We start from the raw sequence: 13,839 nt of genomic DNA, 5'->3' as shown, positions 1-13,839 counted from the left end.
GTGGATATGGCAGAGAAACACCAGAAAAAGAAAAAAGGCAGTGCGCTGAAGATCCTGTTGGCTGTGCTGTTGCTGCTGGTACTGACAGCCGGTGCGGCAGGCGTGTTTGCGTATAACGAGATCAACGGCAATGGAGGAAAGCCCGGTGCAGAGGTGACCGTCAGCATCCCCCAGGGCAGCGGCGTTGCTGCCATTGCAAAGGAGCTGAAGGAGGCTGGAGTGATCCGTTCGGCCTATCTGTTCCGCTGGTATGTGGGGCACAAGGGTGCCACCGGAAAACTGCAGTACGGTGATTTTACGCTGCAAACCGGCGGATATTCCTATGATGGCCTGATCGCAGAGCTGTCCACGTATGCCAAGGCGGATTCGGTGCGTCTGACTTTCCCGGAGGGTACCACCGCCATTGCAATTGCCCAGAAAATGGAGGATGCCGGTCTGTGTACTGCCGAGGAGTTTCTGGAAGAAGCCAACACCGGAGATTTCAGCGAGTACACCTTCTGGCAGTATGTCCCGGACGATGCCCCCGACCGCTTTATGAAGTGTGAGGGCTACCTCTTTCCGGACACCTATGAGTTTTTGACGGACGATACCGTGCATCATTACGTTGCAACGTTCTATGCACACTTCGATAAGCAGTTTACGGACGAGATGTACAGGGAACTGGAAAAGCAGGAGCTGACCCTGCCCGAGGTCATCACACTGGCCTCTTTTGTGCAGGAAGAAGCGGGCAACAATCAGGATTCCAATGTGGCGCAGGTGTTCCGCAACCGTCTGGCCGAAGGTTCGCCTTACCCTAAGCTCCAGAGCAACACATCCAGCTATGTCCAGAGCGATGAGGACAATAACTACCTCTGGAACTGGGTGGCTCCGTATTATGGCGGCTGGGAGGATATCCCCGAGAACATCCGGAATGCCTACGATACCTACACCTGCACCGGCCTGCCCGCCGGGCCCATCTCGAACCCGGGCCTTGCCGCGATCCAGGCTGCTCTGGCACCTCAGTGTGATGAGGAAGTCCGGGACTGCTATTTCTTTGTTACGGATCTTTCCGGTCACTACTATTACGCCAAGACCTATGCTGAACATCAGGCCAACTGCCGGAAAGCGGCTGAAGTCAATCAGAGTTTGAAGAAGTAAGTCCCTCTCAGTCCGCTATGCTGAAAGCTCTTCCGAGGGGAGTACCAATTGCGGCTCCGGAGTCAGGTTTGCAGAAACCGATCCGGTGAGGCGGCATCGCGTCAGCGATGACAGAGAGGGTGTTAAAAAGAGAGGACGATTTTATGTTACAGATCCCGGAACTGCTGGCCCCGGCAGGCGACTTGGAGCGCCTGCGTTATGCCATCAACTATGGAGCAGACGCTGTATATTGCAGCCTGCCGGAGTTCGGTATGCGGTCGGCACCTGCCAATTTTACGCCGGAGCAGCTGGCTGAGGGTGTGATCTATGCCCATGCCCGCGGCCGCAAGGTCTATCTGACCATGAATACGCTGCCCACCAATGAGGAAGCTGACCGCCTGCCCGAAGCCATCAAGGCTGCTGCCACCGCCGGTGTGGATGCCTTTATCGTGGCCGATCTGGGCGTGCTGGAAGCCTGTAAGCAGTTCGCTCCGGAGATCGATGTCCACATGTCCACCCAGACCGGCATCACCAACTGGGCCGCTGCGCGTGCCGCTTACAACATGGGTGCAAAGCGTGTGGTGCTGGCCCGTGAGATGAGTCTGCAGGATATCGCCACTCTGCGCGATAAGACCCCGCCTGAGCTGGAGATCGAGGCGTTTGTCCACGGAGCCATGTGCATGAGCATTTCGGGCCGGTGCCTGCTCTCCAATTACATGGCAGGCCGGGATGCAAACCGGGGCCAGTGCGTCCAGCCCTGCCGCTGGAAGTATTACCTCAGCGAGGAGACCCGCCCGGGCCAGCTGTATGAGATCGGCGAAAATGAGAACGGCAGCTATATCCTCAATGCAAACGATCTGTGCACTGCTCCCTTCATCGACCTCATCTGCAAGGCAGGTGTGGACAGCCTGAAGATCGAGGGCCGCGCCAAGACGTTCTACTATGTCGCCAGCGTCACCGCCGCCTACCGTAAGGCTCTGGATCAGTATCTGGCCGACCCGCTCAACGATAACTTTGAGCTGAGCGATGACGTTCTGGCCGAACTGACCCGTACCAGCCACCGGCACTACTCCCCGGGCTTCTACTTTGGCCGCGAGCAGGCCCGCCAGGCAACCGACAGCGCTACTTATATCCGTGAGTGGGAGTTTGTGGGCACTGTGGAAAGCTGGGAGAATGGTGTTGCCTCCTGCCAGCAGCGCGGCAAATGGAGCCTTGGGGATACGTTGGAGGTGCTCTGCCCGGATGGCCGCAGCATCCCGCTGCACCCGGAGTGGATCAAAAACGAGGCAGGGGAGAGCGTGGAATCCACCCCCCACGCCATGGAAAAGTACACCATCCCCACCCCGGAGCTGCCCCCCATGAGTCTGCTTCGCCGGAAGGTAGAAACTCTTGACAAATGATTCCAGAAGCAGTAAAATAATAAAGTCAAAATGAACGATGTCCTCTGGCTCTAGTGGTCAGAGGACAGTTGAGGGCTCGTAGCTCAGTTGGGATGAGCGTTCGGTTCGCATCCGAAAGGTCGAGGGTTCGACTCCCTTCGAGTCCATACAATAGAAAACCGCCCTGTCGCAGCAATACGGCAGGGCGGTTTTCTTGTTTGTAGTTCTATGAGACGGTGAAGATTATTCTGGCAGATCTGGAGCCGGTTCAAAGGTGGAAAATTACTGCTCTTCAAACCTTGAAAGTGCTAGAAATCAAGGCTTCATGCGGGTTAATGCCGTGATACACTCGTAATGGCTCGACACCTGCAAATTGATGTCATAATCGTACATTTTCAGGGTTCGTTCTGGGGAACAATGCAATGCAGGCTTGAGGAAAAGGGCGGGGGAGAGCAGAGAGGGTAGTCGTTCTGGGGAACAGGGCAATATTACACAGGGTCGTGGTTGATTACATAAACAGTGCTGCGAGAAGCACCTTCCTTATTCAACCAGTGGTCATCTACCATCTTGACTAAAAGGTTTCGTGCGCGACGCTGCCCGATGTTTAACAAAGTAGCAGCTTGGGTAGTTGTAATGGATGGATTTTCGAGGACATAATTGTAAATTTGCCGCTCTTGTTCATTTGTCGGCACTCACATTATGCTGAGGAATGTCCTGAGCAGCACTGGCGGCATTCAGTTGGTTACGATAGATATTGATACGCAAATCAACTTCACCGCCGATGAATTCTGGCTCTCGAAGACCATAGGCCTTGACTTTTCCCATGATGCGCGGAATACCACTGTCCCAATGCTCAATAAGAGATGTAAGAGGTATACTATTATGTATGGCGAGTAAGCCAATCCAAAATAATACCAACGTATGGCATTTTGGGTGATTCCTGTTGATATTTCTCTAACTCCCGTCGGCAAGATTCTTTAATATCGCCGGTGGGATGTTTGGCGACAAAGACACGAAGGTATGCAGTTAAGGCGGCCTTTCTGTTTTCCGGGATGCGTCTTTCTGAGCAGTTTAGATTGAGAGTATCACAGAGGTCTTTCTTAATAGCATCGTCAGAGGCAGTTATTTCGCCATTGGATAGATATTTGAGAGAAGATAATGTATCTGATTTTAATGGATTGACGCTTAAAGGAGCATTTTTGCGATGTGCATCGCAGGATTTTTCTTTGTCATTGTGAGCATCACGATTTCCATTACATACAGCAAGCATGTTCCGATAATCTAAGGCTTTCTCTTCAGAAGTGGCACTCTGTGGGTCAATATGCTCAATCGTTGCTTTCTTTCCTTTTTCTGGAATTCGACACATGCAATAAGCACAAATACACCCTTGTTCCTGAATTAGACGATTCAGAACTATAGTATAAACATCGATGGGAGTTCCATCGGAATTACTTTTTCCTGAGGGAGCACCATGCATATCTCGGTAGGATGCATTAGGCTGTTGTTTGTATTTCGTAAGCTCTACAGGCTCAATACCTTTATTGATTTTAATCATAGTTAATCCTCAGCGATTCTCCAAATCGAAACGAACTTCACACTCTGTCAACTTTGGATCGTTGGGATCAACAGTTTCTTTCAGATACTGAAGAATTTTAGATGCTTCTTCAAGGTTACATTCGATGGCGCTATCGAATGCTTCAAATGCTCGTACAACATTTTCGGGACGCTCAGTGGTATGCATTACGCTATGCAGAATTCCGTTGGTATCCCATCCATGCACATTATAGGGTTTAACGATTACATCGTCATTTTCCTGCTTCAGACCGAAAAGATTGTAACTGTCATCTACTTCGCTTATCACTTGAGGAGAATGCGTTGTGATGATAAATTGAATGTTCGGAAAAGTACTTTTTAATGCACCGAGAATTTTTCGCTGCCAAGAAGGGTGCATATGAAGTTCAATCTCATCGATGAGTACAATACCTTCTCCCTCAAGTGGATTGCTGCGAGAAGGGTTAGCCAGAGCAATACGACGAGCTAAGTCACCAAAGAGAGCGAGGGTACATTTCTCACCATCAGAAAGATTATCAACGCGCATTTCTAGACCATTCTTCTTGACTGTCATGCGCAGGGGACTACGTTTAACTTTTAGGTCGGAGACATTATCCAACATAGAACAGACAGCTGTGCGGACACACCCTAAAGAAACATCCTCATAATCGAAATTTTTGGTTTCTGTTTTTGTTTCGTTTTCGATGTCTTCCTGATTGCGAAACCACTCAAAAAAGGAACGAAAATCCAATTCATTCTCGCTGGCTCGCTCTAAAGCTGCCAGCTGCGAAAATTCATGATTGGTACGAATTCTAAGAGGAATGTCAAGGACGGAACGATTGGTTCCATAATTGACGAAAATGGGCATATTGTTTTCTGATCCCTCAGAGAGATAAGTTGCTGTAAATTTTTCAACAAAAGAATCGTATAAATCCTTGTATGGAATTACTCGTGGAGCTTTTCCGGGCTTGGCTTTAATATAATCTTTTCTTAAAGACAAGGTTTCACCAGCCAGGCTGAAATCAGCACCAAGGTTCATCATTCCAAAGCCAGCATGAACAGATTCTGTATTTAAGGAGCGGAAAGCAATTCCCTGAGTGTTGCTTAAACGGTTCAAAACTGGCCACATTAAATAATTAATGGCTGTCAGAACGGTTGATTTGCCAGCACCGTTTACACCGAAAAGGACGGTGCTTTTTCCCAGCAAATCAAATTGATGTTCTCTATAGCCCTTGAAGTCATGCACATAGAGGCTTGTGAGTTTCATAGGAAATCCTCCTTGTAATGGTAATTCAATATTACCATGGGTAGGCCAAAAATTCAACAAAAAGAAGTAGAGGAATTACATATAGAAAGTATTTCAGTCAGATTGATGTAGGAACTGAGAGCAAGTACCATAGCTTGTGATGTAAACTCCCTTTTGCGCGCGTGTCATAGCCACATAAAGCAGACATTTTTCGGATGTGATGGATTCTTTTTCGGAGATTGGATCCATGTGATTGATGGCAGCAGCTAGAGGAACAACGCGGTGATTGAGGGCAGCAATAAAGACGTATTTGAATTCGAGCCCCTTCACACGATGCATGGTTGCGACACGAATTCCATCAAAGTTTCGATTGTCAGGTTGATTCCGTTTGATTGCGTAAGAACGGATGCTGGCCTTTGTCAGCAGGGACAGATAATCGTTTGTAAGGTTCTTTGTACGCGCAACGATGCAAATCTCCTTTAGCAAAATACCAGAATTTTGTAGCTTCCGGATTTCAGTATAAATGAAGTTGAATTCTGCGTTTGCATCCGGGAAATTCCGAATGATAGGAGGTTCTCCGTGGGTCAAAGATTGGCATTGGGTTCCGCTATCGGTACTTTCATCCAAATCGTCAAAAGAGAGGCCCTCTAAGAAGGAGAATGCACTATGCCGAATCTCCTCTGTGGTGCGATAGTTGATCTTTAAAATACTGCTTCGGCCGCGGACATTGATACCGCATTTCGATAAGATAGGCCGATTCCGATAGATCCTCTGATGCGCATCACCCACGATAAAAAGATCGTTTGCGTGTTCCGGGCCGGCCAGAGCACGAATCAGGCGATATGCGATATCGCTTAGATCCTGTCCTTCGTCTACAATGATATGGGTATACTGCGACTTTACACTGCTGCCCTGTAAAAGTTTTGTGCACTCATACATGGCAGTATTGATGTCGCGGATCTGATGCTCTTTCATCAGATTTTGGTAGTTGTCCAGAACCTGCCATACAAGAAGCCTCTTTCTGCGGTCCAGCCGTGTGCCGCGGCCGTTTCGGGAGGCTTTCAGATATTGGTCACGCGTAATCGCTTCCTGTGAAATCACGACCCGATTCCATTCTTCCTGATAAAAAGAAACGTCGTAAGGCAGTTCCGTGTTTGCAAGAAAGAGCGCCTTTTCCCATATAGGAGCCAAGGCGTCATCGTAGCCGATCTGGAAAGAAAAGCCGGACTCGCGCATAAAGCGGCTGACCCATGCGTCAAGATGAATGACTTCAATTTTGCGTAGTTCCTCGATCGAGCAGATCTTGCGGAGATTTTCCTGAATATCTGCAGCGAGGTTCGCCGTATAGGTCGTAAAAAGAATACGCTGCTGCCCGGTGCATTGAGATGCCAGATATTTAGCGCGGTGCAGAGCGACAACCGTTTTTCCCGTTCCTGCACCACCCAGAACACGAACAGGGCCAGAGTAATTTTTCTGCGTCAGATTTCGCTGAGCCGGATGTAAAAAAACACGCCATTTTTCAAGCGGTGCAGCCATGATGCGGCGCAGTTCGTCTTCCCCTTCCACGACGACAAAGGACCGCATGGTAATGGGCTGTTCCAATGCTGCCGACAAATCCTGTGCTGCGGGAGAGGTATTGCATTCTTCGTTGGCAAGTTCCAGAACTTCTTCCATGGAAAAGCCTTCTGCAAGCCAGGCGAGATATTCGTATGCATCTGCCGGGAAGGAAGATCGCGCCTGATAAAACTGTTCTTTTGTTTCAAAGCTGCGGACATAAGGCAGCAGCGCTTCAGGAACACTCAGCCGAAGCAGATCCGCGTCTTTGAAAGCAGAAAACAGAAGCGGCTGACTGTGTGCTGCGATCGGTTCGGAAACCGTTTGTACATCAAAAACCTGAAGTGAACCGGTGTTCGGGTTTACTTCACAGCGTTTTCGGGCGGCCCACTGGTAGGCCTCATCGTGATGATCGACCCATAAAAGCAGATAAACTTCGGATTGACGAACGACAATGCCGCGGTAGGTATCATCGATACGAATGGAATATATTTTTTTATCGATACAAGAGTTTATCTTTTCGTAGTGAATTCCCGGCGAAGCAGGGTCATTCCGGAATTTGTTGACAAGTTCGGTAACTTTGCCCTGCACCTGACGGGGAAGGTGTGCAAAGGCCGTCAAAAAATCAGCGGAAATTGCGACTTTTGCAGTTGTCATACGTTCTTTCCTCCCAATAGATTGCTTAAATCAAGACCAGATAGATCGGCTGCGGTGTATATTTTCCAGCCGAGATGCTCCATCTTTTCTCGATCAATGGACTGTTCAAAAGTCATAAATCCCAATTTCTTGTCCGGCCAAGCAATTTCAATCGTTGCGATGACATTTCCATCTGCACCAGCTGCCTCAAATCCAATGAAATCTTCAGCAGGTGCTGGGATACCGCTTTTCTGTGCCAAGGCAGCGAATGCTTTCGCATCTTCGTCAAATAGCAATTCACCGATGGAATTCCATCCGGAATCGGGTGTGGAAGAGGCTTCCGCCGAAGAACAGCTGCTCTGGGAAACAGGAAGTGCGAGATAGTCCATGCGCCTGAGCCCGGTAGAAGAAACGGCAGCAAATTCTGAGGCAAACTGCATCAGATTGAAAAACTGCCAGAAACCGTTCCACTCCGGTTCGTATTTATCTGTGCGGCTGTTCTTGTCATCGTTCAGGACGGCAAAGACGGTAACAGCACCATCTGCTTTCATGGATGCAGCGGAAATGCCTGCATAGAGAGCCAGATGAGAATTTACAGCACGAGGGACCCACGCTCCATAAGCGGTCAGCCCAAAGCGGAAACTGGAATCTGTAAAATGCAGTTGATCGTTCACATCCTGAAAGACCTGATGCCATTGATCGAATGCCGCATTGTTCTTGATGAATGCCGGATCCAGCAGAGAAAGTGCATAAGCGTGTGCCTGTGCGTGGAAGATCGTTTCGGCATCCGGCAGATTCAGGTAGGCAATCAAGAGGTCAAACGCAGAGAGCTTTACAGGATCAAGTACCTCTGCATGGAGCTTTCGTACTTCGGAACGGTACATCACCTTGCCGAGCGGCATTTTTTCGACCGCTAAAACAGAAGTGGCGTAATCCCCCTGCGGGGTAAAAACGTTCTGAACATCCTTAAAACTCAGGGACCAGACCCGGAACTGCCCACTGCGGCGGAGTGCTTCACGTTTGATGGTGTCATCGGAAACGATATCCTTGTGATATAGGAAGCCGTCCGTAAACACCGCTAGGGGCTTGTGTCCGGGCGCGGCTACGGGCCAGAACACAAAATCTGGTTTACAGGGAACGGATACACCGTTGCTTGGACCCAGTGAAACCTGAGGTTCAAGTTCCCAAGCAGAGTGCTCCAGTTTGAGATAATAACTGTGTTTTCCGTTTCTTACGGTGTCACTGATATTTGCAGCACCAACTTTTAGACGGATCGCTTCCCAAAAGCGCGATTCCAATTCGCTTTCAAACAGCGGGTTTACAGGAATACTGCTGATCATATCGATTTTTTGGATATGGTCTTTACCGGAAAGAATCGTTTTCAACAGCCGAATGGCAGTTGCACGCGAAATATTACCGATCTGCTGGCTCTGGCGATACGCATATAGGCAATGATAGCAGCCGTCCTTCTGCGGATCGTCTTTGCAGGAGCAGGTTTCCATAACATGAAGGGCTTTTTCAAAAATCTGAATCAAAGAATCTTTTTCATGCATCAACTGCTTCAGATATCCCGTGCCGCCGGGAACCGAATCGTAGATCACGAGATACTGTTTGCGATAGTCGGCATCCGGGACGGGTACTTCGCTGACAGCAGCCCGGAGGTGATCGACATTGCCAAAATATTCTTTCATACCAAGCATGAAGGCCGCAACAAAGGATTCCATCCGGACGGAAGAAGAGTCCATCGTCGTAGCGGGAATCAGAAGTCGGAGAACCTCTGTGCTGAATTCACGATACAGAAACAGACATTCTTCATAGGCATCGGCCTGTGAGAGCGCAGGGATTTTGCGTGTCTTACAGGAATAGCTGTGGTTATTCGGCTTGCTGTCAGTCTGAATTTTACCACAATATTTGCAGATCCGGAACCCTTTGCGCACTTCCTCGACACCAGAAATCGATAACTTTTCACCTGTCAGGTCACTCTCGCCAAAGTTGATCTCCCGCAGCGTTGCTTTACGGACAAATTCGTAACCAAAGGGAAATTCCTCATTGTCCATGCGATAGGCACAGGAGATGTCGTGGTCCTCATCTACGTCTACAAGGAGCTGCTTGCAATAAAAGATATTAGAGCGGTCGTCGCTTTCATCACTAATCAAGCTCTTGGCGTAGTCCATGTTAGAGTAGACCATCTGCACTTTCAGCATGTTGCGCATCTGACCGGAATCGGCCCAAGCGGGGCTTCCGCATTGAGGACAGGCTGCTGTGTTCCGGCCAGCTGTTTCAAGCTGCGCATGAGAGCAGTTTGGACACAGACGCCAAAGGGCACTCTGAGCAGTTGTCAGGTCTACCTGATCGATCGTCAGTTTGCGACCATCCACATAGAAACTGTTGCTCGGTGCAAACTCACTGAGGGCAGAGGAAGCGGAGCGGTTGTATTCATAGACGAGCTTTTCATACTTTTTTCGGACAGACGGAAGTTCCTCATCGGACTTTCGGTAGAGAACCGCCCGCAGAATGATCCCAGCCTCCGGAAAAGCATAGTTGGGCAGCAATCCCTCATCGGACAAGAAGTTGAAAACGTTCTTTTTGCTGATCTCCTGCAAAACGGTCAATAGGGCCGCTTCCTCGCCCTTTAGTTCCTTGATCTCTTTGTCGTAAGAACTGTCTTTGGGCTTGTTTTCCAGCTGCTGGATCATGACCTTCAGGGAATTTACACTGTTGTGCAGGCTGTTTTGCTGCTTCTTCAAACTTTCAAAGGCATCCAGAATTTTAATGTGCATGGAACTTTCTGTGGTTCCAGTGCCGCGGGCAAATATTTGCAGCTCTTCCTTGGAGCTTTCGTCCAGATAAGCGGAAAACATCTGGACAAAAGAGTTGATCTGCCGGGAAAGTGTACTCTGCACGTAGTTGAGAAAATTGAAAGGGAACATATCGGAAGGCCGCGCATCCAGTTTCTTCAGAATAATACCGACCTTATCGGGGATAGCATCATCAGGAATGCCTTTCCGCACCCAAGAATCCATGCAAAAAGCCATGAACTGCCGTTCCAATACAGCGGAAGCGCGCAGGAAGATTTTTGGTGGTGTGACCGAACCGGAGATCATCTCTAAAGGATCTGCGTAAAAATAGAGGTCATGTGGCCGCGCATTTGCAATTGCCAAGGTCAGAGCATTGCCGTCTTTGCGTCCGGCACGGCCAACACGCTGCAGAAACTGACTTTGTGCAGGCGGCATACTGCACAGGATGACCGTGGAAAGGTCACCAATATCAATACCCATTTCCAAAGTGGGGGTACAGGAGAGAACATTGGGGTCCCAGTTGGAACGATTTTCCTTGCTACGCTTAAAATCCTTCTCCAGTTGCTCACGATCTGGGCGTTCCAGCAGGCCAGTATGCTCCCGTGCATTGATGCGCGCCAGATCGCCGGTGCTGTAAAGTCGGCCATAGTAATTGATGCCGGATGATTTATATTCGACAAGTTTACCGCCACAGGCAGACCGAGGACAGGGCGCATTTTCCCACAGCGGCAGGCTTTCGGCAGAAAACGAATACACCGCACCGCAATGTTCGCAGCGCAGCTGGATAACATCGTTTGTAAGGAAGACACGGCTCTTGTTCAGGCCATAGACTTTATAGTTTGCGGAAGAAGGCACAGATACGACAATGCCGTTCTTCACAGATTCTTCCAGAATCAGCTTGCTGATAGCACGGAAATTGAGCTCGTCAAGAATTGATTCTGTGCAGCAGAAAGCAATCCAGTCTGTGTAACGGCGCGAAGATGGTAAATCAAACTCAGAAGTAGGATGGCTTTTTCCAAGGTATTCAGCTATAAAACGAGGAATATTACGCCCGGATTGTTGACCGGGCAGCCAGCGATTGCGGTCGTTTGAAAGCATATAGCTTTTGCCATCATTGATGGTGTACTCATCAAAAACAACATCTTTAAAAGCACCATTGCACCGGAGTAGATTCAGCCAACCGATGACCATGCGCTGAAAGATTATGCGGTCTTCCCGAGACATGATACCCAGTTCGTTAACAACACGCAGCTGGACTGCTGCAGCAATCTGCTCAATATCCTCAGGAGAAAAGGAAAGAACCGAGCAAGCCGACCGTTCCAGAGTGCGTCCAATTTTACTGGTAAGACCATATTCCAGCATGATTTCATACTGGATGCGCTGCTCAATCTCATGCATCAAAATATGCGCCTGCTTGTCATCGCTGAGCTTACGATTTTGCGTCATTTCTTCGTATGCACGCTTCCAGGTTAGATTGGGCGGAATAAAAAAGCTGACAAATTCTTCATCGGTCATGTGCAGGTGCCAGTAATCCACAAACCCGGCCTGAAAATCAGCAAGGCTTTGACCTGAACCACATTCTGCGCAATAACGCTGAATTGCCGTGCGCAGACCAAACCGCCAGGTGCGGGAATTGAAAAATCCAGCGCGATGAGCAGCATCCTGCACATTATCGGAAAAGGCAAGCGTCTTTTTATCATCGTTGAAGCGGGAAGCGAACATTTGAGAAATACTGGCACTGATCTCCGTGGCACTGCGTACACCCATCAGAGAAAGTCCCCGGCGGCTGCCGCAGCAGGGGCAGATGTACTGCTTATGCTGCTTCGGGCCGGTTGTCCGAATCGGACTGGGAATCAGAATGTCCACCATGCGGGTGCCGCAGCTGGCACATTCGCTGCTGCCGTCGATCCCCAGTTTTACCTGCAGGCAGTCTGGACAGATGCGTGCAGGCAGCATTCCGGTGGGAACATTTTCATGCGGATGAGGGAAAAGCATCACGACTTTTTCATCTGCTTTAAAATATTGGTTGTAAAACGCTTCAAGATTGACAATGGTAGCGTTCTGACGCTCGTTCAGGATCGTGACCCAGCCGGTGATGCCGCAGTCACGGCAGTTGACAACGGGCAGGTGCTGTTTGGCCTGCTGTCGGTTCAGATCATGCGCAATTTTATAAGTGATGTGCTCCGCATCGACCTTGGCAACGATGCGCCGCAGTTCCCGGATCCAAAGCTGCACCTGTACATTCAGGAACGGGCGTAATTTTCGCGGCTTACCGGTGCGCGCATGAGAAACCAGTGCAAAGAGCGAGTTGAGCACAGCAGAAGCATCGGATAATTCATTCAGTGCCGGATAATGTGGTGCCAACGCTTCCACAATGCGGGAAACCTGATAGTAATTGCCCTCCGTTAGGTGCAGAACAGACTGTAGGAATACATGCTGCAGAAGAACCCGGCCCAGTTCAATGCGGCCACTGTCGGATAGAACGTCCTGCGAAAAATCCGGGAACCATGCCTTTACCGCGCACTGAAGATAGGCGGAAGGATCGTCCTCTTCGGCAAGAGCTACCAGCTGTGCAGTCTGATCTGCGGAAGGCAAGGCAAAGAATGAGGTCGACTGTCCAGCAAAAAACTCATCGGCACTGAGCCGATCCTCGGTGATGACGGCATCTCGTTCAAATGGCTCGCCAAAGATCTCCTCGGCATAATTCAGGATGGCACCGTTATTTTCCTTGGAACCCATGGTAGCAGAGGTGCCGATACAGCACAGATACCCATCGTAGATGCCAAGGCGGCGCTTGAGACGGCGCAGCAGGCAGGCAAGGTCGGTGCCTTGTGCACCATCAAAGGTATGCAGCTCATCCACTGCAATGTACTTTAGCGTTTCTGGATTATTCTGCTTCCAAAGCAGGGCATCTTTGGGGCGCACAAGCAGATAGTCCAGCATTTTATAGTTGGTTAGCAGGATATCCGGCGGACTGTTCAACAGAGTCTCGTGGTCAGTAATGATGCCATGCTCACTCATGGTGCGGGACGGAGTGCGTTCCAGACCGCCAACATACATACCGGCAGTTACATTGCCGCGCAATTCGGGGCTGTTATGAATTAGTTCTGCGATTCGCTTGGCCTGATCGGTGGCAAGGGCATTCATGGGGTAAATAATCAGTGCCTTGATGCCAGACTCCCCACGGTGCTGGTAACAGTATTCCAGAATGGGGTACAAGAAGCATTCAGTTTTGCCGGAGCCTGTGCCGGTGGCAACCAATGTAGAACGACCATCGTTTCCAGTCAGCCGTTCAAACGCTTTTTGCTGATGAACATAGGGAAGATATGCAGGGTGAATTGCCTCAAAGCAGGTTGGCATTTCCTTTGCAATACGGAAGGGCAGACGCACGGCAAGATAAGGCTCATGATAAACAGAGCCCTTCTGAGCAAGCATTTCTGCAACGGAACCTTTGAAGGGAGCGTTGCTCATAGGAAATGTGGTTTCGATGTAATCACCAATGCCTTTTTCAAGCTGGCTGGCAAGAATTGAGGGTAACATATCGCAATATACTCCTATA

The 13,839-nt window shown here is 49.5% G+C and carries 7 protein-coding genes and 1 tRNA gene; 3 read left to right on the top strand and 5 right to left on the bottom strand.

Features of this window, described 5'->3' with window-relative positions:
- Nucleotides 1-6 precede the first annotated feature (6 nt).
- The 3 genes from mltG (at nt 7) to GXM22_RS08920 (ending at nt 2,662) form a co-directional block, all read left to right on the top strand.
- Nucleotides 7-1,137, top strand: coding sequence for an endolytic transglycosylase MltG (mltG, locus tag GXM22_RS08930; RefSeq protein WP_099357327.1), 1,131 nt, complete (start codon nt 7-9; stop codon nt 1,135-1,137).
- A 143-nt stretch (nt 1,138-1,280) separates the two neighbouring features.
- Complete coding sequence (locus GXM22_RS08925) at nt 1,281-2,516, top strand: peptidase U32 family protein (RefSeq protein WP_035394990.1); 1,236 nt, start codon at nt 1,281-1,283, stop codon at nt 2,514-2,516.
- A 72-nt stretch (nt 2,517-2,588) separates the two neighbouring features.
- Nucleotides 2,589-2,662, top strand: a tRNA-Ala gene (locus GXM22_RS08920).
- 511 nt (nt 2,663-3,173) lie between these two features.
- Here GXM22_RS08920 and GXM22_RS15430 read toward each other — a convergent pair.
- From GXM22_RS15430 to GXM22_RS08895, 5 genes are all read right to left on the bottom strand, one after another.
- A complete protein-coding gene (locus GXM22_RS15430) occupies nt 3,174-3,320 on the bottom strand; it encodes a hypothetical protein (RefSeq protein ID WP_163397089.1) in 147 nt (48 codons plus the stop codon).
- A 55-nt stretch (nt 3,321-3,375) separates the two neighbouring features.
- The gene (locus tag GXM22_RS08910; protein WP_147585131.1) at nt 3,376-4,050 is read right to left on the bottom strand and encodes a retron system putative HNH endonuclease; all 675 of its coding nucleotides are present in this window, start codon (nt 4,048-4,050) and stop codon (nt 3,376-3,378) included.
- Nucleotides 4,051-4,059: 9 nt separating this feature from the next.
- Nucleotides 4,060-5,313, bottom strand: a complete 1,254-nt coding sequence (locus tag GXM22_RS08905) for an AAA family ATPase (RefSeq protein WP_005936130.1) — start codon at nt 5,311-5,313, stop codon at nt 4,060-4,062.
- A gap of 93 nt (nt 5,314-5,406) precedes the next feature.
- Complete coding sequence (locus GXM22_RS08900) at nt 5,407-7,503, bottom strand: UvrD-helicase domain-containing protein (RefSeq protein ID WP_005936127.1); 2,097 nt, start codon at nt 7,501-7,503, stop codon at nt 5,407-5,409.
- Complete coding sequence (locus GXM22_RS08895) at nt 7,500-13,820, bottom strand: DEAD/DEAH box helicase (RefSeq protein WP_005936124.1); 6,321 nt, start codon at nt 13,818-13,820, stop codon at nt 7,500-7,502. The genes GXM22_RS08900 and GXM22_RS08895 overlap by 4 nt, the downstream gene beginning before the upstream one ends.
- Nucleotides 13,821-13,839: the final 19 nt, after the last annotated feature.

It is taken from the genome of Faecalibacterium duncaniae (genome assembly GCF_010509575.1).
Classification (GTDB): domain Bacteria; phylum Bacillota; class Clostridia; order Oscillospirales; family Ruminococcaceae; genus Faecalibacterium; species Faecalibacterium duncaniae.
Note: the sequence above shows the minus strand (reverse complement) of the source record. Positions and strands in the feature narration are given on the sequence as shown.